Here is a 26,202-nt window from a genome sequence, read left to right on the forward strand (position 1 = left end):
GCATGACGAACGTACTCTTTTAAAGTTTATTTGCTGTTTATTTCTGAGCAAGCGTAACGATGCACGAGCCGTGAATCTGCTGGTTGGGCTGCACGCTCACTTTGGCAGCGTCCAGCGGTGCGCCGGTGTAGCAGGAAAAAGCGTCCATCGAGTTTTTCGGCGAACCTTGAATCACTTTGTCGCTGTACACCATGTATGAAAACACTTTGCGCGCGGGGTCGTAATAGCGCATCACTTGTAGGGTTTTGAAAATAAAGCTGGAGCCTTTTTTGAAAATTTTCTGCGGCTTGGCGATTTCGGCCTCGTTAAAGCTGATTTGCGGCGCGGTCTGCACGCAGGATACGGAAGCGTCGGAAGCATCTTCTTCCAAGTTCACTGTTTCTTTCAGGCCGCCTTTTTTGGCGTAGGAAATATAGCAGGTAACGCCTTGAATCTGCGGGTCGTCGAACGCATGGATTTCAATACGGTCGTTTTTGCCGAGCATGTTGAACACGGTGCTGGCTTCGCCGATTTTATCGGTATCCCCACCGCCGCCGCACGCGGCCAGCAGGACAGACATCAATACAATTGGAATGAACTTTTTCATATCGGTTTCTTTCTTTTCAGACGGCCTCAACGGTTGAAAGGCCGTCTGAAAGTGAATATTACAAACGCATTTCGATACCCGCCGCACGCATGGCTTCTTTGGCTTCGCGTATGCTCACTTCGCCGAAGTGGAAAATGCTGGCGGCCAGCACGGCATCGGCCTTGCCTTCTTTTACGCCCTCAATCAGATGCTGCACGTTGCCCACGCCGCCGGAGGCGATAACGGGAATATCCACCGCTTCGCTGATGGCGCGGGTAAGCGGCAGGTTAAAGCCGATTTTGGTGCCGTCCCTGTCCATACTGGTGAGCAGAATCTCGCCCGCTCCGCGCGCCTGCATGTTTTTCGCCCATTCGACCGCATCAATGCCGGTGGCTTTGCGTCCGCCGTGGGTAAACACTTCCCAGCGGGTGTTTTCGGGGTTGACGGCTTTGGCATCAATCGCCACCACAATCGCTTGCGAGCCGAAAAAGCCGCTGGCTTCGTTCACCAAATCGGGATTGGTTACGGCGGCGGTGTTGATGCTGGCTTTGTCGGCACCCGCGTTGAGCAGGCGGCGCACATCGGCTACGGAGCGCACGCCGCCGCCGACGGTGAGCGGTATAAACACTTGCGAGGCGACTTCTTCAATCACATGCAGAATGGTGTCGCGGTTGTCGGAAGAAGCGGTGATGTCGAGAAAGGTCAGCTCGTCGGCACCTTCGTCGTTATAGCGTTTGGCTACGTCAACCGGATTGCCGGCATCGCGCAGGCCGACGAAGTTGACACCTTTGACAACGCGGCCGTTGTCCACGTCCAAACAGGGGATAATGCGTTTTGCTAATGCCATGAATCATTCCTGAAAAACAAATCCGTAAAATAAATTCAGGCTGCACCAAGCAGCCTGCCGTTTATACTATCCACGAAGCCACCCAGCCGGGCAACCGTTCGGAGAGCTGATAAAAGCCCACAGCAGAAATACAAGCAATCAGCATAGTGGTTACAAAGCTGTTGGAATAACGGTTAACCACCGTTAATACGCCGGCTACATACATCCACAAAATGGCCATAATCAGCGCCCATTCCCCGTTAATCATCGGCATGGCAAAATTCACACCCATGCTGATCAGCACGGCAATAATCATGAAAGTCAAACTTTCGCTGATGGCGTGAACATCGCGATCATAAGACCATATTGCCCAAAAACCGAGCAAAAAAGCCTGAAACATATTTTTACCTTATAAATTCAATAAGTAAGACGAAATTTGATGAATAGTGTGTTCGGGCAGACAAACCGGGCTGCGCTGCAAACCCTTTCAGACGGCCCGAGCATATTATTTTTATGTAAGCGTTATGCCAACGAATCGGCCAACTGCTGCGCTTCGGCAAAATCGATGCTGCCTTCGTAAATCGCCCGGCCGGTAATCGCACCCGCCACACCGCTTTTTGCTACCGCACACAAGGCGCGGATGTCGTTTAAATCGGTCAGGCCGCCTGAAGCGATAACGGGAATATTCACGGCTTCGGCCAGCTTAACGGTGGCTTCGATGTTGACACCGCTCATCATGCCGTCGCGGCCGATATCGGTATAGATGATGCCGTTCACGCCGTCGTCTTCAAACCGTTTGCTCAAATCGATAACGTGATGGTCGGTTACGGTTGCCCAGCCGTCGATGGCCACCATCCCGTCTTTGGCATCCAAGCCAACGATAATGTGGCCGGCAAATTCTTTGCAGGCTTCGCGCACAAATTCGGGATTTTTGACTGCGGCCGTGCCGATAATCACATCGGTCAAACCTAAAGCCAGATATTTTTCAATGGTTTCCAAATTGCGGATGCCGCCGCCGAGCTGAACGGGGATGTCTTTAGACACTTCCTGCAAAATCGCCGCAATCGCATCGAGGTTTTTCGGCTTGCCTGCGAATGCGCCGTCCAAATCCACCAAATGCAGGCGGCGCGCGCCTTGTTTCAGCCAATGCACGGCGGTTTCGGCGGGGTTGTCGGAAAACACGGTGGCTTGATCCATCAAGCCCTGTTTCAGGCGCACGCAGCGGCCTTCTTTCAAATCTATGGCAGGAATCAGTAACATATTGATTTATTTTGTTTTAAAGTAAAGTTTCAGACGGCATCAAGAAATAAAGGCCGTCTGAAAGCCGGAATCACAGCATAAAACTTTGCTCCGCAGCTGCGGATGCCGTTCAATCAAATAAATAGGTTGGCAACTTCTGGTACGGAAATGCGCCGCAGACGGCGGTTTTGCAAAATTTTCAGCATTTATTTTACACAACTTATCCGTTCCAGCGTAAAAAATTACGCAAGAGCAGTAAGCCGCCGTCATGGCTTTTTTCGGTGTGGAATTGGGTGGCGAATACATTGTCTTTGCCGACGATACACGCAAATTCGTTAGGGTAGCTGCTGGTGCCGAGTATGATGTCGTTATCGGCGGGCGCAAAATAGTAGCTGTGCACAAAATAAAAACGGGTGTCTTGGGCAATATCTTGAAACAGCGGGTGCGCCTGCGTTTGGTGTACGGTATTCCAACCCATATGCGGCACTTTCAGCTTGCAGCCCTCTCCGTCGTGAAGATTGGCGGCAAAGCGTTTGACCTCGCCTTTAAACCAACCTAAACCGGCGGTATCGCCCTCTTCGCTGTGCTCGAACAAAAGCTGTGCGCCCACGCAGATGCCGAAAAACGGTTTGTTTTTGAGGCCGTCTGAAACGGCTTCGCCAAGTCCGCTTTTTTGCAACGCGCCCATGCAGTCCGGCATAGCCCCCTGCCCCGGAAAAATGATTTTATCGGCGGCAAATACTTCTTCGGGGCGGTCGGTGAGTTTGATTTCGGCATCAACTCCGGCAAGTTTTTGCGCGGCCTGCACGGATTTGAGCACGGAATGCAGATTACCCATGCCGTAATCTACGATGGCAATATTCATAGTGGAATCATCCTTTTCAGACGGCCCGAAACCTTCGGGTAAACTTAACTGAGGTTTCGGATTTTTTAGTTTGCCGCATCATATCAGAATCATGATATGCCCGAAATATGCGCCGCCGAAAGAAGCGGAATAATGCTAAGATACGCGTTCTTTGACCTTATTTAACCAATCCAGCCGAACTCTTCCGCACCATGAATCCATTGCTCGACCTCCTCAAACCTTATCCTTTCGCCCGCCTGCGCGAAGCCATGAACGGAATCGACGCCCCGCACGGCCTGCAACCTGTTCCCCTGCATATCGGCGAGCCCAAACACCCTGCGCCCAAAGTCGTTACCGACGCATTAACCGCCGCTTTGCCCGAATTGGAAAAATATCCGCTGTCTGCCGGCTTGCCCGAACTCCGCCAAGCTTGCGCCGATTGGGTGTTCCGCCGCTACGACGGCTTGAAGCTCAACCCCGAAACCGAAATCCTGCCCGTGCTCGGCAGCCGCGAAGCCTTGTTTTCCTTCACCCAAACCGTGCTGAATCCCGTTTCAGACGGCCTCAAACCCGTGGTGGTCAGCCCCAATCCTTTTTATCAGATATACGAAGGGGCAGCCCTGCTCGGCGGCGGCGAAATCTATTTTGCCAACAGCCGTGCGCCGCGCTTTCTGCCCGACTGGTCGGAAGTGCCCGAATCCATTTGGCAACGCACCCGCATCGTGTTTGTCTGCTCGCCCGACAACCCCAGCGGTAGTGTAATGCAGTTGGAAGACTGGCAAAAACTGTTTGATTTGCAAGACCGTTACGGCTTTGTGATTGCCTCCGACGAATGTTATTCGGAAATTTATTTCGACGGCAAAAAACCGTTGGGCGGCCTGCAAGCGGCACAGCAGCTGGGCAGAAGCAACAAAGGCATCGTGATGTTTACCAGCCTGTCGAAACGCTCCAACGTGCCGGGGATGCGTTCGGGCTTTGTAGCGGGCGACGCAGAGATTCTCAAAGCTTTCCTGCTATACCGCACTTATCACGGCAGCGCCATGAGCATTCCCGTTCAGCGCGCCAGCATTGCCGCTTGGAACGACGAAGCCCATGTTGCCGAAAACCGCCGTCTGTATCAGGAAAAGTTCGACAAAGTGCTGCCTGTGTTACGGCAGGTATTCGACGTACGCCTGCCCGAAGCCTCGTTTTATATTTGGCTGAAAGTGCCGGACGGCGACGATTTGGCGTTTGCGCGCAAACTCTGGCAGGAAGCAGCGATTCAAGTGCTGCCCGGCCGCTTTCTCGCACGCGATACCGACAACGGCAACCCGGGCACAGGTTATGTGCGCATTGCATTGGTGGCCGATGTAGATACCTGCGTAAAAGCGGCGGAAACCATTGTTTCGCTTTACCGCTGAAACGACGTTTTGCCGAATCAGGCCGAGACCTTTGCAAAACCTCTGATGTGGATGCCGTTCAAGGCGCAGCAGCACAGCGAGTGCAGACATATCATATAGATAGGCTAAGCAAGCGGGCAGCACATAACGCAGAAATGCGCCGCAGATGGAGATGTTGCAAAGGTCTCAGGCCGTCTGAAATTCTGAATAACATACAGATAAAAAAATCCCGCATCAGAAATCGTGCTTGCAGGCAGTTTTCCGAATGCGGGCATTTTATTGCGTGTGTGTTTAAGTATCATCAGGCTGGAAACCTGTTTTATTTTTTGGCGAATCCGCCCGATGGTTTTTTCTTGCCGCCGAAACCTTCGCTCTTGGGCTTCACACCGGGTTTCTTGCCGGAGAATTTTTTGGCACCCGGTTTCTTATCGCCAAATTTTTTGTCGCCGAATTTTTTATCGCCGAACTTACGGTCGCCCCAACCACCCTTACCTTTCGGCTTGGCCGCTTTAGATGCGCGTTTGCGGGTAGGCTCCATGCCCTCGATGGTCATTTCGGGCAGCTTGCGGTTAATGTATTTTTCGATTTTGTGTACTTTAACGTATTCGTTAACCTCGGCAAAAGAAATGGCCAAACCGGTACGGCCCGCACGGCCGGTTCGGCCGATACGGTGTACATAATCTTCAGCCTGTTTGGGCAGGTCGTAGTTGATCACATGGGTGATGGTGGGCACGTCGATACCGCGGGCGGCAACGTCGGTGGCCACCAGAATTTTGCAGCGTCCTTTGCGTAAATCCATCAAAGTGCGGTTACGCCAGCCTTGCGGCATATCGCCGTGCAGGCAGTTGGCGGCAAAGCCTTTTTCATACAAATCATCGGCCAGTTGCTCGGTCATGGCTTTGGTGGATGTGAAAATCACGCACTGATTAATGTTGGCGTCGCGCAAAATGTGGTCGAGCAGGCGGTTTTTGTGGCGCATATCGTCGCAATACAGAAGCTGCTCTTCGATTTTGCCTTGGTCATCCACGCGCTCCACTTCAACCACTTCGGGTTTTTTGGTGAGTTTGCGCGCCAGCTTGCCGACTGCGCCGTCCCAAGTGGCCGAGAACAGCAGGGTTTGGCGGTCTTCGGGGGTGGCGGCAACAATGGTTTCGATATCGTCGATAAAGCCCATATCGAGCATGCGGTCGGCTTCGTCCAAAATCAGCACTTCGAGGCGGTTGAAATCGACTTTACCGCTGTCCATCAAGTCCATCAAACGGCCGGGCGTGGCCACAATCAGGTCAATCGGTTTGCTTAAGGCTCTGATTTGGTAGCCGAAAGAAGACCCGCCGACGATGCTGACGGTGCGGAACCATTTCATGTTTTGGGCGTAGGTGAGTGCGTTTTTTTCTACTTGGGCAGCCAATTCGCGCGTGGGCGTCAGCACCAGCGCGCGCGGGCCTTTGCCGGATTTTTCGCTGCGCTTGCCCAAGCGTTGCAGCGTCGGCAAAAGGAAGGCGGCGGTTTTGCCCGAGCCGGTTTGCGCCGAAGCCATGATGTCGCGCCCGTCGAGCGCGTGGGGAATGGATTGTGCCTGAATCGGTGTGGGCGAATCGTAACCGGCTTGGGTTAAGGCGGATAACAGGTTTTTATCGAGATTTAAATCGCTGAATTTTACAGACATGGGTTTCCTGAACGGAACAACAACACTTTTTCCGCCTGAGTTTTTCAGACGGCCCTGAAGCAAAGAAGGCGTAATCGGATCATGAAATGACGTACGCAGGGTTGTCGCAGGTATTTTTCAACCTGTGGTTAACATCGGCGACAACCTGCAAGCAGCCCGGCTACGGTAAAGAAAACATGTTTTGGCGGCATTCGGGCCGATGTTTCTTGATTGTGCCGAACAAATCAGAAAAGCTCCGCTGCTGCGGGCTTGAATAATGTGAAGTTGGCTGAAGACGATGGCTTCAAAAAGACAAGGTTGCGGATAGTATAGGCTTTAACCGGCACGGTCAAGGGAAATTGCCGTTTCCGATGTGCGGCGGTGTGTAAAAAAGCCGTCTGAAAACAGATATTCAGACGGCTCGGCATGGGGCGTTTGCGTATTATCGCTTGGCCGGTGCGGCCTCTTTTTCGATTTTGAGTAGCTTCACATCGAATACCAAAACTGAGTTCGGGCCGATTTTTTCGCTGGGGCTGTTGGGGCCGTATGCCATTTCGGCAGGCACGAACAAGGTGTATTCGGCACCCTCTTTCATCAGCTGCAAACCTTCCGTCCAACCTTTGATCACTTGGTTCAAGGGGAAGGTAACCGGTTTGTCGCCGTGCTGCTTGCTGCTGTCGAATACAGTTCCATCAATCAGACGGCCTTCATATTCTACGGTTACGACATCGGTGGCTTTCGGCTGTGCGCCCGTGCCTTCGGTTTTCACTTTATATTGCAGGCCGGATGCTGTGGTTTTCACGCCTTCTTTGGCGGCATTTTCTTTCAGGAAGGCTTGGCCTTTTTCAAGATTGGTTTTGGCGTCGGCTTCCATTTTTGCCTGTGCTTTTTGCTGCTGCTCATTCAGAAACGCCATCATCACTTCTTGAGCCTGCTGGTCGCTCATTTTCGGCTCTTTGCCGTCCAGCACGGTTTGCAGGGCTTCGTTAAACACTTTCAGGTCGACTTCGGTGCCCTGATCTTTCATTTGTTTGAGCGAACGGCCGATGTCCATACCCATGGCGTAGCTGGCTTGCTGGGTAGGCGAACCGATGCTTGATGCGGCTGCCGAAGCGGCTTTTTCTCCGGAGGCGGCGGGTGCGTTTTCGGTGTTTTGTTTGCACGCTGCCAACGCCAATGCAGCGGTAACTGCCAATGCGCTCATTTTGAAAGTTTTCGTCATTGTTTTGATTCCTGAGTAACGGGATAAGGAAGCGTGGATTATAACCAAGTTTGCGTTAATTGAAATTAAGGCCGTCTGAAAAAAGCCAATTTTGAAACGGCCTTGTGTTAGGGCGTGTTATCGGAAAGCATTGCGGCGGTATTTTTTGGCCACCATCCGCATCTGCGGCGTTAATGCTGCAAAGGGCCAACGAAATAAGCGCAAAATGTTTAATCTTGCCGTGCTTGTGCTTTGCATTGCGGGCTTTGCCTCACACAAACCGCTTCGCAAGCTTTCGGGCGATAGGCCTAAAACCGCGTGTTCACGCATTTGTTTTACCGCTCCTTCTCTTTTCAGACGGCCTGACCTACAATTCAGGCCGTCTGAAACTTTACCTGCCGACCATGATGACCACATCCCAAACCAACCGCCATGCCGCACCGCTGTTGATTACGGGCTGTGTGATTTTCGGGCTGGGCAGCCTGATTGTGAAAGTAGTGCCGGTTGGCGCTTATGCCATTGCTTTTTGGCGGTTGTGCATTGCGGCATTTGTGTTTTGGGGGCTTTCGCGCTTTTTCGGCCACAAGCTCCCCCGCAACGGCAAGGCTTTGCGCTTCGCCCTGCTGGCGGGCGCGTTTCTGGGGGTGGATTTGGCCTTGTGGCACGAAAGCATTTATGCGGTCGGGCCGGGTATTTCTACCTTGCTCAACAGCCTGCAAATTTTCTTTCTCACTGCCGTCGGTTTCTTCTTTTTCGGCGAGCGTTTGGGGAAAATCCAACTCTTGAGCCTTCTGATGGCAGTGGCCGGCGTGGTTTTGATAGCCAGCCCGGAATTCGGCCGCAATGAAGCGGCGGGCTGGGGCTTTGCCAGCGGAATCGTTTCGGGCGCAATGCTGGCTTTGTCGATGGTATTTGTGCGTAAAACCCATCACATCGAACCGACACCGCTGTTTCCGATGATGCTGTTGGTCAGCTTGGGCGGCATGGCGGCTTTGCTGCTGCCGGTTTTGCTGTTGGATACGCATCATATTTTCCCGACAACCTTACGCGATGCGGGGCTGGTTTTGATTTACGGGGTGGTAATGCAGTGTTTTGCTTGGGGTTTGATTGCTTATTCGATACCGCTGCTGCCGCTGTCGCTAACCGGCCTGCTGCTGTTGAGCGAGCCTGTGGCTGCGCTGGCGATTGATTATTTTCTGCTCGACAAACCTATCGGCGCGTTGCAATGGAGCGGCGCGGCACTTACCCTGTTTGCCATCTACCTCGGCTCGCCCGCACCGAAAACCGCCATGCGTAAACCGGCGGAATCGTGATAAAATCCTGCCCTTACTTCTCCACAGGCTGTCTGAACATGAATACCTTTGCCAATGCCCTGTCAACCGCTCTAGGCCGCTGTATTGCCGCCAAAACCGTGAGCGAAGAAGGCCGCCCCATCGGCTTTATGTACCGCGAAGAACCGGTGTTCGAGCAAGACAGCGGCTGGCGTTTTTTCAGCGGCGACGAAACCGACGAATACACCGCCGATCCCGAAAATTTCGGCGTGTACAGCATCAGCGAGATTACCCGAAACCACCCCGCCGTATCCGAATTTCTCAACCTTCCCGCCGGCTCCGCATGGGAAGCCGATGAAGAAGGCGTGTTCCAAAGCGTGAGCGATTGGCAGCCGAAAGACTGATTACGCAACACCTGTTTTCAGACGGCCTCACAACAACACCCGCAACGGCACATACATTAAGCCGCTGCTTGCAAACCCTTTATTTTCTAACTTCTCTCTATGGAAACCGAATCATGAACATCATCGAACCTGACCACGAAGGCACAAACTTACGCATCGGTATCGTACAAGCCCGCTTCAGCAACGAAATCGGCAGCGCAATGCTCAAAGTCTGCACCGACAAACTCATCAGCTTGGGCGTGCATACCGACAACATTACCGTTGCCACCGTTCCCGGCGCATTGGAAGTGCCGTTGATCCTGCAAGAGATGGCACAATCCATGCAATACGACGCGCTGATTGCCATCGGTGCGGTTATCCGCGGCGAAACCTACCACTTCGAGCTGGTGGCGAACGAATCGGGAGCCGCCATTACCCGAGTCGGCCTCGATTACCACATGCCGATTGCCAACGCCATCCTCACCACCGAAAACGATGAACAGGCACATGCGCGCATCGAAGAAAAAGCCACCGATGCCGCCGTTGTGGCCGTTGAGTGCGCCAACTTGCTCAACCGCTTGTGGAGCGAGCAGGCCATCGACGACTTTGAAGAATTTGAAGAAGACGAATAAAGCCCGCCCGTTTTCAGACGGCCTCACCCGCCGCAGGCCGTCTGAACAGTTAGACCATAAGGATTCACCATGAAAACTCCCCGCCGCCGCGCCCGCGAATTTACCGTTCAGGCACTCTACCAATCCGCCCTTACCGGCGCACCCGCTGCCGAAACCGCCAAAAACATCCGCGAAAGCAGCGACTTCAAAAAAGCCGACGACGAACTGTTTTCCGCCCTCTTCTTCGGTACCCAAGCCAAGCAACGCGAATATATGCAGCAAATCCGCCCCCTGCTCGACCGCGACGAAAACGAACTCAGCCCCATCGAGCGTGCGGTATTGCTGATGGCATGCCACGAACTGAATGCCATGCCCGAAACCCCCTACCCCGTTATCATCAACGAAGCCATCGAAGTAACCAAAACCTTCGGCGGCACCGACGGGCACAAATTCGTTAACGGCATTCTCGACAAACTCGCCCTGCAACTGCGCCCGAACGATCCCAAGCGCAACTAAAAGCAAAAAACTTTCTAAATCAGTTTCACAGATTTAAAACATAAAAAAACCGATGCTATTTCTGAGCATCGGTTTTTTAATCATATTTTTCAGACGGCCTCAATTCAGCCCTGCTTCAAATGTTCCAAATCATAAATCTGCGCCACGGCATCCACCAAATCGCTGCTTTGCGAACCGGCTTTATTCAAGGTGCGCGACGGCGAATGCAGCAGCTTGTTGGTCAACTGCACCGACAACCTTTCCAACACCTCTTCGGGCGGCGTACCTTTGGCCAGCTGCTTCATGGCATTTTCCAAAACCTGACGGCGCGCCCGTTCGCCTTCGTCGCGCAAAGCACGGATCATCGGCACATTCTGGCGGCCTTTTTGCCACTCGACAAACTCGCCCACTTTCTGATCGACCATCGCCTCGGCAGCCTCCGCAGCTTGGCGGCGGGCCTGCTGGCCGGTTTGCACAATATTGGCAATATCGTCCACCGTATAAAGATAAGCATCGCCCAAATCGCCTACTTCGGCCTCGATATCACGCGGCACGGCCAAATCAAGCATAAACACAGGCATATTCTGACGCTGCTTCAACGCGCGCTCCACCATGCCTTTACCCACAATCGGCAATTGGCTGGCCGTAGAAGACACGATCACATCGTATTCATACAAAATTTCCGGCAATTCGGATAACAAGCGCGGCTCGGCATTGACACTGAGTTTTTCGCACAATTCCTGAGCACGGGGCAAAGTGCGGTTGGCTACCGTAATCAGGCGCGGGCTTTTGGCGGCAAAATAAGTGGCCACCAACTCAATCATCTCGCCCGCACCGATAAACAATACGTTCAAATCGGCAATATCGGGAAAAATCTGCTCGACCATTTTCACGGAAGCAGCCGCCATCGAAACCGAATTTTCGCCCACCGCCGTGCCGGTACGCACTTCTTTGGCAACGGCAAATGTTTTCTGAAACAGCGCATTGAGCCAAGTATCGACAGTATGCTGCTCTTGAGCCACCCGCACCGCATCTTTGATTTGGCCGAGAATTTGAGGCTCGCCCAACACCATAGAATCCAAACCGCAGGCCACACGGAAAGCATGGCGTATGGTTTCGTCGTTATCCAAAGTGTAAAGATAAGGCCGGATTTCATCGGCACTGATACCGTGATAAGCCGAAAGCCATTTTACGATGTATTCTTCATCGCCCACACAATAAAGCTCCGTGCGGTTGCAGGTAGAGAGAATAACGGCTTCCTGCGCGCCCCCGCCCGCAGTCAACGCGCGCACCGCTTCGGGCAGGCTTTCGGCAGTGAAAGCCAGCTTTTCGCGGATACTGAGAGGTGCGGTTTGATGATTGAGACCGACAGCGGTGAGTTGCATGAACAATAACAAAATGAATGTGCTAACACGTTATTATAGCTTAAGTTGAAGCTGAAAAGAATCCGGAGGCAATAGCCGTATTTGATGAACGAGCTATGTTAAAGGCTATGATTGTATTGCTGTTTTCCCTAAACCCAAGCAACCGGCAAATCATAAAAAAAGGCCGTCTGAAAAAACAGTTTCAGACGGCCTGAGAACCTTTTGCAGCATCAAACATGCAGGCAATGATTAACCATTAACTAACCGAACAGTTTTTTCAAATCAGACGATTTCTTGCGGTAGGGCAAGCGGATATCGACACGGAAAATGCCGTCAAGCTGGCGGCTTTTAATCACCGCATCGTTGTCGTACATCAATGCCAAACGCTCTTTCAAATTACGCAAAGCCATCGAATTGCCTTTATGCGGTTTGGCGTTTTCTTCACTCTCGGTCGGCACATAAGGATTTTCGATGCGGATATAAATCCAATGCTTCTGGCGCGTGGTCAACACCGAAATACAGCCCGGACGGTGGGTTGATTCAATACCGTGGAATACCGCATTTTCCAGCAGCGGCTGCAACAAAAGATGGGGGGTTTCCGCATCGTCGGGCGCGTGATGCTGCCACATTACCTGAACGCGCGTATGCCCCATACGGATCTGCTCGATGGCAATGTATTCCTGCGCCCATTCGATTTCCTGCCCTAACGTGCTGTTTTGGCTGCCGTCGCGCAATTGGGCGCGGAACAAATTGGCCAGATTTTCCAGCAGCGTTTCGGCATCATAAGGGCGCAACCTGATCAAACTGATGGCCGCATTCAAACTGTTAAACAAAAAATGCGGGCGGATACGCGCGGTCAGCGCACTCAGGCGCGCCTCCGAAAGCGAGGGAACCAAACTGTGGCGGCGCGAAGCTTCGGTGTACATAAAACCCAAAGCAAAAAAATTAAACAGAAAGAAATGCTGCCAAAAATACATACGTTCGCCGAGCACCACATAATCCACAACCGTAAAAATAATCAGATTGCTGATATGCACGATCAATACGGCGAATTTCGATTCGGTAATACGCGGCAAAGAGTTGGCAAGCAGATAACCTTTAATCAAAATCGCCAGCAACGTAGGTGCCGCCCATGCCGCATTATGGTAAAGCTGGTCGATATAGCTCGCATTGGAGAGACTGATCAACGGAAAGGCCATCAGACCCAATATGCTCGACAAAATCAAACGCGAGATGGTACCGAAATTCCGTAAATCAGGAAGTGCAAACCAAGATTGTATTTGGCGTATAATAGGCATCTTTACAACAAACTCTCTAAATGCGACAACTGAGTGGATGAATTTTATGAACGATAATAAAACCTGGTCGGGGCGTTTTAATGAACCCGTAGCCGAGCTGGTGAAAAAATACACCGGCTCTATCGACTTCGATAAACGCTTGGCAAAGTGGGATATACAAGGCTCTTTAGCCCATGCTCAGATGCTTGAACAAGCAGGCGTATTGAGTAGAGAAGACTTAACTGCCATCCGTCAGGGAATGGCCGATATTATAGCAGAAATCGAATCCGGCCGAATGGAGTGGTCGCTTGATCTCGAAGATGTGCACATGAATATCGAGCGCCATTTAACCGATAAAATCGGCGATGCCGGCAAACGTCTCCACACCGGCCGCAGCCGCAACGATCAAGTGGCCACCGATATCCGCTTGTGGTTGCGCGACCAAATTTCCGACATCCAAACCCTTATCCGCGATCTGCAATCGGCACTGGTTGATTTGGCCGAACGCCATGCCGGAGTCGTGATGCCCGGATTTACCCATCTCCAAGTTGCCCAACCCGTGAGCTTCGGCCACCACATGCTCGCTTATGTGGAAATGCTGGGGCGCGACTTCGAGCGTATGGCCGACTGCCGCAAGCGCGTAAACCGCATGCCTTTGGGTGCCGCAGCCCTGGCCGGTACCACCTACCCCATCCGCCGCGAAACCACCGCCGAACTGCTCGGCTTCGAACAAATCTGCCAAAACTCGCTCGATGCCGTTTCCGACCGCGATTTTGCGATTGAGTTTACTGCTGCCGCCAGCCTGATTATGGTGCATTTGAGCCGCTTGAGCGAAGAGTTGATTTTGTGGATGAGCCCGCGCTTCGGCTTTATCGACATTGCCGACCGCTTCTGCACCGGCTCTTCGATCATGCCGCAAAAGAAAAACCCCGACGTGCCCGAATTGGTGCGCGGTAAATCCGGCCGCGTTATCGGCCACCTTACCGGCCTGATTATGCTGATGAAGTCGCAACCTTTGGCCTACAACAAAGACAATCAGGAAGACAAAGAACCGCTTTTCGATACTGCCGACACCCTGATTGATACTTTGCGTATTTATGCCGACATGATGCGCGGCGTAACCGTTAAGCCCGAAAACATGCGTGCCGCCGTGATGCAGGGTTTTGCCACGGCAACCGATTTGGCCGATTATCTGGTGAAAAAAGGAATGCCTTTCCGCGACAGCCACGAAGTCGTTGCCCTTGCCGTGCGCCATGCCGATTCGCAGGGCGTGGATTTGAGCGAACTGCCTCTGAATGTTTTACAGGGTTTCAGCAACCTGATAACCGAAGATGTTTACAGCGTGCTCACGCCCGAAGGCAGCTTGAATGCCCGTAACCACTTGGGCGGCACCGCGCCTGAGCAAGTGCGCTTGCAGGTAGAACGCTGGCGCGGTTTATTGGCAGACTGATTCTCAAACCAGTTCTCGAACAAGTTTGAATAGGCCGAGACCTTTGCAAAACCTTCAGATGTGGATGCCGTTCAAGGCGTAGCAGCACAGCGGGTGCAGACATATCATATTTATATAGACAAACGGGCGTTCAGCGCACAACGCAGAAATGCGCCGCAGATGGGGGTTTTGCAAAGGTCTCAGACCGTCTGAAAATACACTCAAAGCTATACTTAACCTGCTCAATTTTAACAACCGTTGCATCATACTCGGGCTTAACCCGAGTATGATGCAACGGTTGCTTTTTAAGCTGATTCACCACAATATCAACAGGTTTGAAAAGCTTCAGGCCGTCTGAAAACATGTTCGGCAGATTATGTTAGGGCGTATCGGCAAACTCTTCCGGCGATAGCGGCTCCCGCCCCAACAGCGAAGCAAACGCTCCGTTATCCGCACACGAACCCTGCTCCAACAATGCGATACTTCCCGGGCTGAGTACGCCGTTGCTGACGATATTCGCCAACGGCAACAGCGGCTTAATCCAAGACAACGGCAGCGCAATCATTTTTTGCGGCGGCTTTTTGTGTAGGGTTGCACGCAATGTGTTGAAATAATCCGCCAAAGTCAGCGCGCGGCCGCCGGTCATGTTGACCACCGTGCCGTGTTCCGCCGGATTTTCCGCAAGATTAGCCAAACTCTCGGCCACGTCCGCCACATGCACGGGCTGCAAATCGAAACGCCCACCCGCAGGCATCGCCAACAGCGGCAGTTTGGCCAACAGAATAAACAGCTCGCAACTCTCTCCGCCGCGCCCGTACACCACCGACGGACGCGCAATCGACACCTGCAGGCCCGAAGCATAAACCGCGCGGTCGCCCCGCCCTTTGCTGCCGACAAAGGCAATGCCGCTCTGCGCGTCCGCGCCCAACGCAGAAAGCTGCACCCAGCGCGACACGCCTTCCTGCTCCGCCCACTGCGCCAGCTGCTCCGGTGCGCGGTGATGCACCTGCTCCAATATATCTGCATGACGGCTCATCACGCCCACAGCGTTAATCACCACATCTTTTCCGCGCAGCAACGCTCTGACCGCTGTTTCATCAAGACGAAGATAATTGCACTCTTTGCGCCCCGCCGCCGTAACTTCATGACCGCGCTCACGCAGGATCGCCGCTGCACGCCTGCCGATAAAGCCGTTGCCGCCTAAGATTAAAATATTCATGCTGTTCTCCTGCTATCTCTAGTCAATCAACACGTTTTTAATACAAGGCCGTCTGAAAATTTTCAGACGGCCCCTTGCTTATTGTTCTGATTACATTGCATCGCTTAACGCTTTTCCTGCTTGCGGATCAAATAAACGCCTAAAACCCCGAAAAGCAACGTCGGTAAAACTGCCGCAATAAAAGGCGGCACGCCGTAGAGTTCGCCGGTAAAACCGAACAGGCGGCCGGCAAAGTGGAAGGCCAAGCCCAAGCAGATGCCGCCGAACAACCTCAAACCCATGTTGCCGTGGCGGGTGTTTTGCGGCGTAAAGGCCAATGCCACCAGCGCCATCACCATAGCGGCAACCGGATACATCAGTTTGCGCCACCATGCGATTTCATAAGTTTTGGTTTGCTGGCTGTTGTTTTTCAGATGGCCTATATAGGTGCCCAGCGCAGATACCGACATTTGCTCGGGTTTGACCAGCAGCACGTCGAGCAAACTGCTGTTCAAATTAACCTGCCACGGCTGTACGGCTTGGGTTTCGGTGCGCACTTGCCCGTTTTCCAGCAAGCTGCGGCGCACGTTTTTCAGCTGCCAGCTGTGGTTTTCGACCACGGCGGAATCCGCTTCAACGGCTTCGGCAAGCTGAAAGTCGTTGTTGTGCCGCCAGATTTTAACGCCCAGCAAAGTATGGTCGGGCAGCATTTCGCGCACGTTGATAACATTATTCTGCTCTTTCAGCCATAAGCCTTGGCTGCCGGTGCTGATTTTGCCGCTAACGGCGGTGGCTTTCATGTTTTCGGCGTGTCTGCTGAGCGAAGGGGCAACCCATTCGCCCAAAAGTGCGGTCAATACGGCAAAAATCAGGCCGAACTGCAGCAGCACGGCAATCAGCTTTTTGGTACTCATACCGCTGGTTTTCATTACGGTAAGCTCGCTGCCGGAAGCCAACTGACTGAGTGCCACCAAACCGCCGATCAATACGGCCAGCGGCATTAAATCATAGGCATGGGCAGGCATCTGCATAAACACATACTGCATCATTTTGGCACCGTTGTAGCTGCCTTTGCCGATGTCGCCCACTTCGTTGATGATGTCGAAAAAACTGTATAAGGCGAGAAATGCCAACAGCGCGTAAAGCGAAGTGACGCTGAGGCGGCTGATGAGGTAACGGGTAAGCAGTTTCATTTCGCACCGCCTTTCAGGCTGAGTTTGACCGCCTGCCAAAACGGTTGGGCGGGCATACTGCGCACACGCAGCAGGATAAAGGCGATAAACGCAATCAGTATGTGCATCGGCAACATGCCGAGCCAGAAATTGAGTTTGCCGTCTTCAACGGCGTTGCGCAGAAAGGTAAGCCCGTTTTGGTAAATCAGATAAAGGCCGATGGCAAAGAGAATATTATAAGTATGGCCGGTGCGCGGGTTGAAATAGGAAAGCGGCACAGCCAATATGCTCAACAGCAATACGCTGATGGGCAGCGACAAACGCCACATCAGTTCGGCCTGATACTGCGGATTGCTGCTGCCGAATAATTTTTCGGTGGGAATGGTACGGCGGTGGGAAATGGGGTCGATGATTTTCGGCGTGGTGCTGATAATCAGGCTTAAATGTTGGAATGAAACTTGGTTGTAGTCGGCCTTGCCCGGTGTGCCGCTGTAACGGTAGCCGTTGCTCAGTTCCAGCGTGCGCTTGTTGTCTTTTAAAGAAAACGTGCCTTCTTTGGCAAACACGATATTGTCGTTGCCTTTATCGTCTTGCTCGCGCAAAAACAGGTTTTTCATGATGCCCGAATCCACGTCGAAAGTTTCGACAAAATACACCCGCCCGTTGCGCTTGCCGAGCGTGCGGAACTCACCCGCCTCTACCAACGATAACTCTTGTTTCTGCTTGAGGATTTCGGCAAATTCGCGGCTTCTCAGTTCCGCCCACGGCATCACGAAAAGCTGCATCACGGCAATCAACACGGCAAAGGGCACTGCAAACTGCAAAACGGGGCGTATCCATTGTTTCAATGCCAGACCGCATGAAAGCCAAACCGACATTTCGCTATCGCGCCAATATCTCGTCAGCACGGTCAAAATACTGATGTAGGCCGTTAATACCAGCAGCAGCGGGGTCATGCCGATTACCCAAAAACCCACCAGTGCGGCCACGGCATCAATCGCCACGCGGCCGTCGGCAGCACGCCCCAGCAGGTTGACGGCCTGCGTCGATACCAGCACCGCCAGCAGCACCACGAAGATGCCGACGGCCGTGAAGGAAAGTTCTTTAATAAAATTGCGTTGGTAAATCATAAAATTTTGCAGCTTTCGGTGCAGAAGCGGGTGTTCGTGCCGTCTGAAAAGTTTCAGACGGCCGGACATATAGAGTACAATCAGGCCGAAATGTTCAGACGGCCTGCTGTTGCTTTGCTTGAGGCCGTCTGAAAAATATATTGCGAACCACCGTTCAGTTCAGGAGAATAAACATGGAATTTAGCACAAAAGCCGAAAAATTGCAGCCAAGCCAAGAAGGTGCGCTGCTCTACATCTGCGAAGATGCCTGCCCGTGCAGCAAAAACAGCGACAATGAAACCGCCGCCCTGCTCTGCGGCACCTTGGAAGAAAACCAATCGCTTGCAGAAACCCAAATTGTCGAAAACGGCAGCCTCAAAGCCATCGCCGTTGTGCGCTTGAACAATCTGAGCCGCGAAACCGTTGCCAAAGCCGCCGCCGAAGCCGCTTCATGGGCGCAAAAACAAGAGCATATCCACATCTGCACCGCACCGTTCAGCAAAAAGAACGCCGCTTTGGTTGCCGAAGTGTTCGCCACCGCATTCGGCAATGCCGCCTACCGTTTCGACCGCTACAAAAAAGAAGCCAAACCCGCCAAGCTGGCCGGCGTAACTTTCTACTGCCCCGGCCAAGAAGCCGGCATCAAAACCGCGTTGGAAACCGCCGAAGCGCAAATATACGGCATGACCTTGTGCAAAGACCTCGGCAACGCCGCTCCCAACGAATGCACGCCGAAATTCTTGGCGCAAACCGCTAAAAAAGAAGCCGAAAAGATCGGCGCATCGGTGAAAATCCTCGAAAAAGACTACATCAAGAAAAACATGGGGTCTTTCTGGTCGGTGGCTAAAGGCAGCAAACAGAAACCCTATTTGATCGAACTTTCCTATTCCGGCGCTAAAAACAAAGACGACGCCCCCATCGTATTGGTAGGTAAAGGCATTACCTTCGACACCGGCGGTATTTCGCTCAAACCCGGCCTCAACATGGACGAAATGAAATACGACATGTGCGGTGCCGCCAGCGTAATCGGCACATTCTGCGCCGCCGTCAAACTGAAACTGCCCATCAACCTGATTGCCATCGTACCCACCTGCGAAAACATGCCTTCCGGCGAAGCCAACAAACCCGGCGACATCGTAACCAGCATGAAAGGCTTAACCATCGAAGTATTGAATACCGATGCCGAAGGCCGTCTGATTTTGTGCGACGCACTCACTTACGCCGAGCAATTCAAACCCAAAGCCGTGATCGACGTTGCCACACTCACCGGCGCCTGCATCATCGCATTGGGCAACGACGTAAGCGGCATAATGGGCAACGATCAGAAACTCGTCGACCAACTGCTCGCAGCCTCCCGCGAAACAGACGACAAAGCATGGCAGCTGCCGCTGTTCGACACTTATAAAGAACAGCTCAAATCCAATTTTGCCGACATACCCAATATCGGCACACCCGGCGCAGGCACGATTACTGCCGCCACGTTCTTGTCTTATTTCACCGAAGACTACCCGTGGGCGCATCTCGATATTGCCGGCACGGCTTGGAAATCGGGCAAAGAGAAAGGCGCTACCGGCCGCCCCGTACCGCTGCTGCTCAACTACCTGCGCAACGTGAAATAACCCAAGCAGCCGAAGCGTAAGCAAAGGCCGTCTGAACAATCAAGCTGCCCCATCACACCGACGGCAAATGCCGGACGGCATGCAGCCTGATTGTTCAGACGGCCTTTAAGCACCCACCTAAATTTGATAAACTGCATCTCCCGCAACCGCCTCAAGAAAACATACCGCCATGAAAAAAACCGCACTCACCGTTCTTGCCGCCCTCACCTTACTTTCCTGCAGCACCACCCCCGACCACAAAGCGAAAGAAACGCCCGTCGCCCCCGTCGGCAAACGCCCCGTGTTCGACCATGCTGCCGACTCGGTAGCCATCAGCGGCTTTAACGGCAACACCAACGTGCAGCGTTTCATCGCACATGAAACGGTAAGCGGCAAATTCAGCAGCGGCGAGTTGCAAAGCTTTTTCGACGGCGTGGTATACAAAGGCAACATCATCAACATCATGAACCGCCCCGGCACGTCGCGCCCGTGGTACGAATTCCGCACCGGCAATTCCGGCACGGCAAAAATCAGCAACGGCAAACGTTTCTACGCGCAGCACAAAACCACCATCGATGCCGTGGCGCGCAGCTACGGCGTACCGGCCGAGCTGATCGTGGCCATCATCGGCATCGAAACCAACTACGGCAACAATATGGGCAGCTTCCGTTTGGCGGATTCTTTGAGTACGCTGGCATTCGACTATCCTCGCCGTGCCGAGTTTTTCCAAAAAGAACTGCATGAATTTCTGCTGATGGCCAAAGAAGAAAAGCGCGACGTATTCGGCTTTAAAGGCAGCTATGCCGGCGCAATGGGCATGCCGCAGTTTATACCTTCGAGCTTTCGTAAATATGCGGTCGATTACGACGGCGACGGCTTGCGCGATATTTGGAACAACGTCGGCGACGTGGCAGCTTCGGTGGCGAACTACATGAAAGCACACGGCTGGCAAACCAACGGCAAAATAGTGGTGCCGGTTACGCTCACCATCACGCAAGAACTGCAAAACATCATCGACGAAAAAACCGCGCTCACCCGTACAGTGGGTGAACTCAAACGTTTGGGCGTGATGCCGCAGGAAGTGGTGGCCGACAATGAAAAAGCCGTGCTCTACCGACTTGAAACCGCGCCGGGCGTGTATGAATACTATATCGGCCTGAATAACTTCTACACCGTATGGCAATACAACCACAGCCGCATGTATGTAACCGCCGTGCGCGATATTGCCAACGGCGTAGGCGGCAACTACCGTTTGTAACGGTTCGATATTGCCGCCGTGCATAAAAAAACCGCTGCCCGTGCGATAACGGCGGCGGTTTTCATGTGTTTGGCGGCAGGTAAAAAATGTTAGAATACCGAATCTTCAAGGCATGAAACCGACGGCCCGATTATAAAAACAGCGCGTGCATCCTTGCCTGCCGTGCGGCCGCATACCTGCCTTCCTTCAGCGAATTCAAACAAAAGATAATCTATGGCTTACCAAGTTCTCGCCCGTAAGTGGCGGCCTAAAACCTTTGCCGATTTGGTCGGACAGGAACACGTTGTCAAAGCCCTGCGCAATGCGCTCGACGAAGGCCGCCTGCACCATGCCTATCTGCTTACCGGCACGCGCGGGGTGGGCAAAACTACCATCGCCCGCATTCTGGCAAAAAGTCTCAACTGCGAAAACGCCAACCACGGCGAGCCTTGCGGCGTGTGCCAAAGCTGCACCCAAATCGACGCGGGGCGTTACGTCGACTTGCTCGAAATCGACGCGGCTTCCAACACCGGCATCGACAACATCCGCGAAGTGCTCGAAAACGCCCAATACGCGCCCACCGCCGGCAAATACAAAGTCTATATCATCGACGAAGTGCACATGCTTTCCAAAAGCGCGTTCAATGCCATGCTGAAAACGCTGGAAGAGCCGCCCGAGCATGTGAAATTCATTCTCGCCACCACCGACCCGCACAAAGTGCCGATTACCGTATTGAGCCGCTGCCTGCAATTCGTGCTGCGCAACATGACCACGCAGCAAGTGGCCGACCATTTGGCGCATGTGCTGACGGCGGAGCAGATTCCGTTCGAGCCGCCCGCGCTGCAACTGCTCGGTCGCGCCGCCATGGGTTCGATGCGCGATGCCTTGAGCCTGCTCGACCAAGCGATTGCGATGGGTTCGGGCAGCGTTACCGAGCATGATGTCCGCCAGATGATCGGCGCAGTAGACAAACGCTATCTTTACGAACTGCTGCAAGGCATCGTGAACCAAGACGGCGAAGAATTGCTGCGTAAAGCACAGGAAATGGCCGCCCGCGCCATCGGTTTCGACAACGCCCTGAGCGAGTTGGCCATGCTGCTGCAACGGCTGGCCTTGGCGAAAACCGTTCCCGCCGCCATTGCCGACGACCCCGAACATGAAACCCTGCTGCGCTTATCGCAATATTTAAGCGGCGAACAAATCCAGCTTTACTACCAATGCGCCATCCACGGCAAACAGGATTTGAGTCTCGCGCCCGACGAATACGCCGGTTTCGTGATGACGCTGTTGCGTATGCTCGCGTTCGCCCCGATTGCCGCCAAAGCGCACGACCCCGACGGCGTGATTGAAGGCACGCAACTGCACAACCCCGAAGCGGCGGAACCTGCCGCAAAAAAGCCGCTGATTCTGCCTGAAACACAAACCGCACCGCCTGCCGCCCCAACACCGCCCGCACCCGCCGTGAGGCCGTCTGAAAAGCCTGATGCGGTTGTTCAGGCAGAAGACACCCCGCCGTGGGAAGATGCGCCGCAAACACCTGAAACGGCAGAGAACGGCTTTCAGACGGCCTCCGAAGAGATCAGGCCGTCTGAAAAAATTGAAACGCAAACAGCGGCTCAGGCGGCAGAAGCGTCTTTGCACAATCACACGCAGGAAACGCCTGCCGTGGCAACAGAGCATTTTCAGACGGCCTCCGAACCCATAAGGCCGTCTGAAAAAGTTGAGACGCAAACAGCGGCTCAGGCGGCAGAAGCGTCTTTGCACAATCACGCGCAGGAAACACCTGCTGTAGCAACAGAGCATTTTCAGACGGCCTCAATGCCAACAACAAAGCCGTCTGAAACAGCAGGCAAACAAATTGCCGCACAAGAACCAACCGCACCTGAAACGCCTCAAACCGGACAACCCGAAGCCGCCATGCCGTCTGAACGCATAGAAAACCTTGAGGCCGAAGCGGCAACACCGGCGGCAAGCACGGCCAATATTCAGACGGCCTCTCCGTTAAGCGAAGTGCAAAACCCGCAAACCATGCCGTCTGAAACCTACGAAACCGCTTTTCAGACGGCATCGGATTATCCGCCCGAATATGCCGATGCGCCGCCTTATCCCGATGCAGACGAGCCGCCGTATTTTCCCGAAGAATACGGCTATCCCGAATACGATATGCCGGTGATGCCGTCTGAACACCACGAAAAAACGGATAATTCACAAACGGAGCAGGACGAAACGCCGCCCGACGATGAAGACGAAGCAGGCTTCGCCCCGCTGCCCGAGTTCGCCCCCGAAAACTGGGCGGCCATTGCCAAACGCTTTGCCGCCAAACTCGGCGCAGCGCAAATGCTGACCCAACACGCCGCCTGGACCGGCTACGATGCCGAAAAAGGCTTGATGCTCTTGTCACTATCGGGCGAAGCCCGCGCCGTTACCAATAAAGAGCGTCTCGACAAAATCCAAAACACCCTTGCCGATGCCTACGGTTTGCAACTGAAGCTGCAAACCGAGCCGTGGCGCGACGATGCCGGTTGGGAAACCCCCGCCATGCGCAGCAAACGCCTGCAACTCGAAGGCCGCCAAAAAGCGCAAGACCTGCTCGAAGCTGACCAAACCGCACGGCAGATTCTCGACCTTTTTGAAGCCGAGTGGCTGCCAGACACACTCAAACTGGCCGAGTCGCAGGAATAAAGCATTGAGGCCGTCTGAAAACAGTTTCGTTAACCATATATCGGCAAAACCATACCCGTCATACTCGGGCTTGACCCGAGTATGACAAACCGTGAATAAACCCTTCTGAAAAGCCGCGCCGTATTGCCGTCTTCCCATTCAAAAGGTATCATCAAACCCTTTTTAACCAGGAGTAAAACCATGTTCGGAAAAGCCGGATTAGGCGGCCTGATGAAGCAGGCGCAACAAATGCAGGAAAACATGAAAAAAGCACAAGCCAAGCTGGCTGAAACCGAAGTGAACGGCGAAGCAGGCAACGGCTTGGTTAAAGTAACCATGACCTGCAACCATGTTGTCCGCAAAATCGACATCAGCGAAGATTTGATCAAAGAAGCGGCCGACGATAAAGAAATGCTCGAAGATTTGGTGCTGGCCGCCATCAACGACGCAGGCAACAAAGCGGAAGAAACCACCAACAAAACCATGGGCGCGTTCACCCAAGGCCTGCCTGCCGGAATGGGCGACTTTTTCCGTTAAGCCTTAATCACAAAGCAGCTGTCTGAACATTCAGACGGCTGTTTTAACAAAAAAATTACAAAAATAGCCAAACACAATCTGCCGGAACAAACAAACCCCATCAACATTTCACCCAACCGGCCCACACCAAAATCTACTCCCGACGGCAAAGCACATAATATTTGTTCCCACACAGGCAGACGTTTGCCGTGCTGCGCGCGGTTGAAACGACAACGTTTGTCATCCTCGAATTTAACAGCTTTTTTAAAAAACAGTTTCGCGATCAAGCCATGAAACCTTTCCCCCTTATTCTCTCCCTCACAGTTACCGCCGCCCTCATCTGGTTTTGTGCCGGCGTCGGCTTCGGCGAATGGCAGCCGCCGCACCAAATGGACGAAACCATACAGGCCATCCGCCTGCCGCGCGTGTTCACTTCTTTACTGGTCGGCGCGGCTTTAGCGGCGGCCGGAGCAGCGTTGCAGGCACTGTTTGAAAACCCGCTGGCCGACCCGAGCTTGATCGGCACTTCCGGCGGCGCGGCATTGGGCGTGATTATCGTACTGGCTTTCGGCATCGGAGCGGTGGGCGTACCGCTGGCGGCCTTTGCCGGAGCTTTGGCGGTTTGTCTGCTGATATTGGGCATTCACCGTTTTATCGGCGGCGGCACATTGGGGTTGCTCGTGCTGGGCTTTGTGTTGAGCGCATTTTCCGCTGCCATCGTAAGCCTGATTCTGTTTTTATCCGACGATATGGTTTTGCGCAGCGCAACCATTTGGCTGTCGGGCAGCTTGGCCGAAGCAGGATTTACTTCACCGTTGTATGCTGCAACCGTGATGCTGGCGGGGTTGATATTGCTGGTTATCGTCGGCAAAAAGCTCGACATTCTGATGCTTGGCGAAGATACCGCCGTGAGCATGGGGATTTCGGTGCAGGCGGTGCGGATACAAACCGTGGTCGGTGCCGCTTTGCTTACCGGAGCCGCCGTATCGCTTTCAGGCATCATCGGCTTTCTCGGCATGATGGTGCCGAATGTCGTGGCTCAGGCAGTAGGCGGCAGACGCAGCAAACTGATTGTTCTTTCGGCTTGGCTCGGTGCCGTGTTTCTGCTGGCTGTCGACAGCGCGGCACGTTGGTTTACTTATCCGGTAGATGTTCCGGTAGGCATCGTTATCGCCCTGCTCGGCGGGCCTTTCTTTATGTGGCTGTTTTTAAAACCTTTACGCAAATAAAGTTAATCAACCGAACTGTTGCTGCGGCCGTTGCTTTGCTTTCCACGCCGCCTTTGCCACCGCCCAAACTTATGGTCTCTTAAAAGATATGACGAATTATTCTTTTACCATCAAACAATTGAAAGTAACAGCCAAAACCAAGGTGCTGCTGGAAATCGAAGAATTGAACCTGCCGCACGGCTGCCACACAGCCATTATCGGCCCCAACGGTGCAGGCAAATCGACTCTGCTCAAAAGCCTGATCCGCCAAACGGGGCAAGGCACGGTAAATCTGTTCGGCAAGGCCGTAGCACCGCAACTGAAACAAGGCAGCGTCGCTTGGGTAGCGCAGCACGGCCAATACCAAATGCCGCTAACCGTACGCGAATATATCGAACTCGGGCGCGGAAGCGACAGTGCCTGGCCTTTTCAGACGGCCGCCAAGCCGTCTGAACAAGCTGAAACATTATTGGCTTATTTCGATTTGCAGGAACTCGCCGAAAAACGCATCCAAACCCTTTCCGGCGGCGAACAACAACGCGCCAACATCATCCGCGCCCTGCTCCAAAACGCCCCGATACTGCTGCTCGACGAACCGTGCAACCATCTCGACATCCGCCACCAACACAGCTTGATGAACTATCTGGGCGGCAACCGCCAACATTTCAGCGCGGTTATGGTGTTGCACGATTTAAATCTGGCCGCCCGTTACGCCCAACATGTGATATTGATGAATCAGGGCAAAGTGGTTGCCGCCGGAGCGCCCGAACAAGTGATGCAGCCCGAATTGCTGGCAGAAGTCTATCAGTGGCCGATCGAGCGGGTATGTGATGAAAAAGGTGTTTATTTCAGGGTTTAACAGAGCAGATGCTTTTTAAACACGCATAAGCTTCTGCACTGTGGTAAAAGTTAAGTTGATTGACTATGTATCAAACCTAAAAATACCTGATTTAAAAAAGAAAACCGCACTCCAG

25 protein-coding genes and 2 pseudogenes are annotated in these 26,202 nt (G+C 53.3%); 12 read left to right on the top strand and 15 right to left on the bottom strand.

What is annotated here, in order from left to right; all coding sequences use genetic code 11:
- Positions 1-37: 37 nt before the first annotated feature.
- From AKG43_RS03820 to hisH, 5 genes are all read right to left on the bottom strand, one after another.
- Positions 38-586: a CreA family protein gene (locus AKG43_RS03820; RefSeq protein ID WP_054599253.1), complete on the bottom strand. Its 549-nt coding sequence runs from the start codon at positions 584-586 to the stop codon at positions 38-40.
- Between the two features lie 58 nt (positions 587-644).
- Positions 645-1,412 (bottom strand): imidazole glycerol phosphate synthase subunit HisF, encoded by a 768-nt coding sequence (gene hisF / locus AKG43_RS03825; protein WP_054599254.1) that lies wholly within the window; start codon positions 1,410-1,412, stop codon positions 645-647.
- Positions 1,413-1,473: 61 nt separating this feature from the next.
- Positions 1,474-1,791: a hypothetical protein gene (locus AKG43_RS03830; protein WP_054599255.1), complete on the bottom strand. Its 318-nt coding sequence runs from the start codon at positions 1,789-1,791 to the stop codon at positions 1,474-1,476.
- Positions 1,792-1,913: 122 nt separating this feature from the next.
- Complete coding sequence (gene hisA / locus AKG43_RS03835; protein ID WP_054599256.1) at positions 1,914-2,651, bottom strand: 1-(5-phosphoribosyl)-5-[(5-phosphoribosylamino)methylideneamino]imidazole-4-carboxamide isomerase; 738 nt, start codon at positions 2,649-2,651, stop codon at positions 1,914-1,916.
- A gap of 199 nt (positions 2,652-2,850) precedes the next feature.
- Positions 2,851-3,495: an imidazole glycerol phosphate synthase subunit HisH gene (hisH, locus tag AKG43_RS03840; RefSeq protein WP_054599257.1), complete on the bottom strand. Its 645-nt coding sequence runs from the start codon at positions 3,493-3,495 to the stop codon at positions 2,851-2,853.
- A gap of 191 nt (positions 3,496-3,686) precedes the next feature.
- On the opposite strand from hisH, the gene dapC reads away from it, so the two are divergent.
- Entirely contained in the window at positions 3,687-4,874 is a 1,188-nt protein-coding gene (dapC, locus tag AKG43_RS03845) for a succinyldiaminopimelate transaminase (protein ID WP_054599258.1), read from the top strand.
- A gap of 22 nt (positions 4,875-4,896) precedes the next feature.
- Here dapC and AKG43_RS13160 read toward each other — a convergent pair.
- The 3 genes and pseudogenes from AKG43_RS13160 to AKG43_RS03855 form a co-directional block, all read right to left on the bottom strand.
- A pseudogene (locus tag AKG43_RS13160) lies at positions 4,897-5,034 on the bottom strand (lipoprotein signal peptidase); the annotation flags it as partial.
- 138 nt (positions 5,035-5,172) lie between these two features.
- Positions 5,173-6,519 carry a DEAD/DEAH box helicase gene (locus tag AKG43_RS03850; protein ID WP_054599259.1) on the bottom strand — a complete coding sequence of 449 codons (1,347 nt, stop codon included), beginning with the start codon at positions 6,517-6,519 and terminating at the stop codon, positions 5,173-5,175.
- 421 nt (positions 6,520-6,940) lie between these two features.
- Complete coding sequence (locus AKG43_RS03855) at positions 6,941-7,720, bottom strand: FKBP-type peptidyl-prolyl cis-trans isomerase (RefSeq protein ID WP_054599260.1); 780 nt, start codon at positions 7,718-7,720, stop codon at positions 6,941-6,943.
- A gap of 383 nt (positions 7,721-8,103) precedes the next feature.
- Here AKG43_RS03855 and AKG43_RS03865 point away from each other — a divergent pair, with 383 nt between their 5' ends.
- The 4 genes from AKG43_RS03865 to nusB all read left to right on the top strand — a co-directional run bounded on the left by AKG43_RS03865 (position 8,104) and on the right by nusB (position 10,480).
- Positions 8,104-9,012 carry a DMT family transporter gene (locus AKG43_RS03865; protein ID WP_369799563.1) on the top strand — a complete coding sequence of 303 codons (909 nt, stop codon included), beginning with the start codon at positions 8,104-8,106 and terminating at the stop codon, positions 9,010-9,012.
- Positions 9,013-9,050: 38 nt separating this feature from the next.
- A complete protein-coding gene (locus tag AKG43_RS03870) occupies positions 9,051-9,374 on the top strand; it encodes a DUF2185 domain-containing protein (protein WP_054599263.1) in 324 nt (107 codons plus the stop codon).
- 113 nt (positions 9,375-9,487) lie between these two features.
- A complete protein-coding gene (gene ribH, locus AKG43_RS03875) occupies positions 9,488-9,985 on the top strand; it encodes a 6,7-dimethyl-8-ribityllumazine synthase (protein WP_054599264.1) in 498 nt (165 codons plus the stop codon).
- Between the two features lie 69 nt (positions 9,986-10,054).
- Positions 10,055-10,480, top strand: a complete 426-nt coding sequence (gene nusB, locus AKG43_RS03880; RefSeq protein WP_054599265.1) for a transcription antitermination factor NusB — start codon at positions 10,055-10,057, stop codon at positions 10,478-10,480.
- A 104-nt stretch (positions 10,481-10,584) separates the two neighbouring features.
- On the opposite strand, the gene hemA is transcribed toward nusB, so the two are convergent.
- Both hemA and AKG43_RS03890 read right to left on the bottom strand, forming a co-directional pair.
- Positions 10,585-11,844, bottom strand: a complete 1,260-nt coding sequence (hemA, locus tag AKG43_RS03885; protein WP_054599266.1) for a glutamyl-tRNA reductase — start codon at positions 11,842-11,844, stop codon at positions 10,585-10,587.
- A 239-nt stretch (positions 11,845-12,083) separates the two neighbouring features.
- The gene (locus AKG43_RS03890) at positions 12,084-13,121 is read right to left on the bottom strand and encodes a sensor histidine kinase (RefSeq protein WP_054599267.1); all 1,038 of its coding nucleotides are present in this window, start codon (positions 13,119-13,121) and stop codon (positions 12,084-12,086) included.
- A 46-nt stretch (positions 13,122-13,167) separates the two neighbouring features.
- On the opposite strand from AKG43_RS03890, the gene argH reads away from it, so the two are divergent.
- Positions 13,168-14,550, top strand: a complete 1,383-nt coding sequence (gene argH / locus AKG43_RS03895) for an argininosuccinate lyase (RefSeq protein WP_096777442.1) — start codon at positions 13,168-13,170, stop codon at positions 14,548-14,550.
- A gap of 31 nt (positions 14,551-14,581) precedes the next feature.
- Here argH and AKG43_RS13165 read toward each other — a convergent pair.
- The 4 genes and pseudogenes from AKG43_RS13165 to lptF form a co-directional block, all read right to left on the bottom strand.
- Positions 14,582-14,724: pseudogene (locus AKG43_RS13165) on the bottom strand (lipoprotein signal peptidase); the annotation flags it as partial.
- A gap of 184 nt (positions 14,725-14,908) precedes the next feature.
- Positions 14,909-15,748 (bottom strand): sugar nucleotide-binding protein, encoded by an 840-nt coding sequence (locus AKG43_RS03905; protein ID WP_054599270.1) that lies wholly within the window; start codon positions 15,746-15,748, stop codon positions 14,909-14,911.
- 104 nt (positions 15,749-15,852) lie between these two features.
- Entirely contained in the window at positions 15,853-16,920 is a 1,068-nt protein-coding gene (gene lptG / locus AKG43_RS03910; RefSeq protein WP_054599271.1) for an LPS export ABC transporter permease LptG, read from the bottom strand.
- Positions 16,917-18,029, bottom strand: coding sequence for an LPS export ABC transporter permease LptF (gene lptF, locus AKG43_RS03915; RefSeq protein WP_054599295.1), 1,113 nt, complete (start codon positions 18,027-18,029; stop codon positions 16,917-16,919). Before lptF ends, lptG begins: the two co-directional genes overlap by 4 nt.
- 173 nt (positions 18,030-18,202) lie before the next feature.
- Between lptF and AKG43_RS03920 the strand changes: the two genes are divergently transcribed.
- The gene (locus AKG43_RS03920; protein ID WP_054599272.1) at positions 18,203-19,627 is read left to right on the top strand and encodes a leucyl aminopeptidase; all 1,425 of its coding nucleotides are present in this window, start codon (positions 18,203-18,205) and stop codon (positions 19,625-19,627) included.
- Here the strand turns inward: AKG43_RS03920 and AKG43_RS12705 are convergent.
- Positions 19,606-19,764 carry a hypothetical protein gene (locus AKG43_RS12705; protein ID WP_156300613.1) on the bottom strand — a complete coding sequence of 53 codons (159 nt, stop codon included), beginning with the start codon at positions 19,762-19,764 and terminating at the stop codon, positions 19,606-19,608. The two genes, AKG43_RS03920 and AKG43_RS12705, sit on opposite strands and share 22 nt — an antisense overlap.
- Positions 19,765-19,796: 32 nt before the next feature.
- On the opposite strand from AKG43_RS12705, the gene mltB reads away from it, so the two are divergent.
- From mltB to AKG43_RS03950, 5 genes are all read left to right on the top strand, one after another.
- Positions 19,797-20,864: a lytic murein transglycosylase B gene (mltB, locus tag AKG43_RS03925; RefSeq protein ID WP_054599273.1), complete on the top strand. Its 1,068-nt coding sequence runs from the start codon at positions 19,797-19,799 to the stop codon at positions 20,862-20,864.
- Between the two features lie 213 nt (positions 20,865-21,077).
- The gene (gene dnaX / locus AKG43_RS03930) at positions 21,078-23,525 is read left to right on the top strand and encodes a DNA polymerase III subunit gamma/tau (RefSeq protein WP_054599274.1); all 2,448 of its coding nucleotides are present in this window, start codon (positions 21,078-21,080) and stop codon (positions 23,523-23,525) included.
- 180 nt (positions 23,526-23,705) lie between these two features.
- Entirely contained in the window at positions 23,706-24,041 is a 336-nt protein-coding gene (locus tag AKG43_RS03935; protein ID WP_004284292.1) for a YbaB/EbfC family nucleoid-associated protein, read from the top strand.
- A gap of 269 nt (positions 24,042-24,310) precedes the next feature.
- The gene (locus tag AKG43_RS03945; RefSeq protein ID WP_054599276.1) at positions 24,311-25,249 is read left to right on the top strand and encodes an iron ABC transporter permease; all 939 of its coding nucleotides are present in this window, start codon (positions 24,311-24,313) and stop codon (positions 25,247-25,249) included.
- An 88-nt stretch (positions 25,250-25,337) separates the two neighbouring features.
- Positions 25,338-26,087 carry an ABC transporter ATP-binding protein gene (locus AKG43_RS03950; RefSeq protein ID WP_054599277.1) on the top strand — a complete coding sequence of 250 codons (750 nt, stop codon included), beginning with the start codon at positions 25,338-25,340 and terminating at the stop codon, positions 26,085-26,087.
- The last annotated feature ends 115 nt before the right edge of the window (positions 26,088-26,202 follow it).

This window comes from Neisseria sp. 74A18, from assembly GCF_001308005.1.
GTDB lineage: Bacteria > Pseudomonadota > Gammaproteobacteria > Burkholderiales > Neisseriaceae > Neisseria > Neisseria dumasiana.

Bases quoted from the DNA above. Each gene is read 5' to 3' on its own strand.
- AKG43_RS03905 (WP_054599270.1), bottom strand. From the start codon at position 15,748: ATGAATATTTTAATCTTAGGCGGCAACGGCTTTATCGGCAGGCGTGCA.
- hisA (WP_054599256.1), bottom strand. From the start codon at position 2,651: ATGTTACTGATTCCTGCCATAGATTTGAAAGAAGGCCGCTGCGTGCGC.
- lptF (WP_054599295.1), bottom strand. From the start codon at position 18,029: ATGATTTACCAACGCAATTTTATTAAAGAACTTTCCTTCACGGCCGTC.
- ribH (WP_054599264.1), top strand. From the start codon at position 9,488: ATGAACATCATCGAACCTGACCACGAAGGCACAAACTTACGCATCGGT.
- dnaX (WP_054599274.1), top strand. From the start codon at position 21,078: ATGGCTTACCAAGTTCTCGCCCGTAAGTGGCGGCCTAAAACCTTTGCC.
- dapC (WP_054599258.1), top strand. From the start codon at position 3,687: ATGAATCCATTGCTCGACCTCCTCAAACCTTATCCTTTCGCCCGCCTG.
- AKG43_RS03945 (WP_054599276.1), top strand. From the start codon at position 24,311: ATGAAACCTTTCCCCCTTATTCTCTCCCTCACAGTTACCGCCGCCCTC.
- AKG43_RS03920 (WP_054599272.1), top strand. From the start codon at position 18,203: ATGGAATTTAGCACAAAAGCCGAAAAATTGCAGCCAAGCCAAGAAGGT.
- AKG43_RS03830 (WP_054599255.1), bottom strand. From the start codon at position 1,791: ATGTTTCAGGCTTTTTTGCTCGGTTTTTGGGCAATATGGTCTTATGAT.
- AKG43_RS03935 (WP_004284292.1), top strand. From the start codon at position 23,706: ATGTTCGGAAAAGCCGGATTAGGCGGCCTGATGAAGCAGGCGCAACAA.
- AKG43_RS03820 (WP_054599253.1), bottom strand. From the start codon at position 586: ATGAAAAAGTTCATTCCAATTGTATTGATGTCTGTCCTGCTGGCCGCG.
- AKG43_RS03865 (WP_369799563.1), top strand. From the start codon at position 8,104: ATGATGACCACATCCCAAACCAACCGCCATGCCGCACCGCTGTTGATT.
- AKG43_RS03950 (WP_054599277.1), top strand. From the start codon at position 25,338: ATGACGAATTATTCTTTTACCATCAAACAATTGAAAGTAACAGCCAAA.
- AKG43_RS03855 (WP_054599260.1), bottom strand. From the start codon at position 7,720: ATGACGAAAACTTTCAAAATGAGCGCATTGGCAGTTACCGCTGCATTG.
- lptG (WP_054599271.1), bottom strand. From the start codon at position 16,920: ATGAAACTGCTTACCCGTTACCTCATCAGCCGCCTCAGCGTCACTTCG.
- AKG43_RS03850 (WP_054599259.1), bottom strand. From the start codon at position 6,519: ATGTCTGTAAAATTCAGCGATTTAAATCTCGATAAAAACCTGTTATCC.
- AKG43_RS03870 (WP_054599263.1), top strand. From the start codon at position 9,051: ATGAATACCTTTGCCAATGCCCTGTCAACCGCTCTAGGCCGCTGTATT.
- mltB (WP_054599273.1), top strand. From the start codon at position 19,797: ATGAAAAAAACCGCACTCACCGTTCTTGCCGCCCTCACCTTACTTTCC.
- AKG43_RS03890 (WP_054599267.1), bottom strand. From the start codon at position 13,121: ATGCCTATTATACGCCAAATACAATCTTGGTTTGCACTTCCTGATTTA.
- hisF (WP_054599254.1), bottom strand. From the start codon at position 1,412: ATGGCATTAGCAAAACGCATTATCCCCTGTTTGGACGTGGACAACGGC.
- argH (WP_096777442.1), top strand. From the start codon at position 13,168: ATGAACGATAATAAAACCTGGTCGGGGCGTTTTAATGAACCCGTAGCC.
- hisH (WP_054599257.1), bottom strand. From the start codon at position 3,495: ATGAATATTGCCATCGTAGATTACGGCATGGGTAATCTGCATTCCGTG.
- nusB (WP_054599265.1), top strand. From the start codon at position 10,055: ATGAAAACTCCCCGCCGCCGCGCCCGCGAATTTACCGTTCAGGCACTC.
- AKG43_RS12705 (WP_156300613.1), bottom strand. From the start codon at position 19,764: ATGCAGTTTATCAAATTTAGGTGGGTGCTTAAAGGCCGTCTGAACAAT.
- hemA (WP_054599266.1), bottom strand. From the start codon at position 11,844: ATGCAACTCACCGCTGTCGGTCTCAATCATCAAACCGCACCTCTCAGT.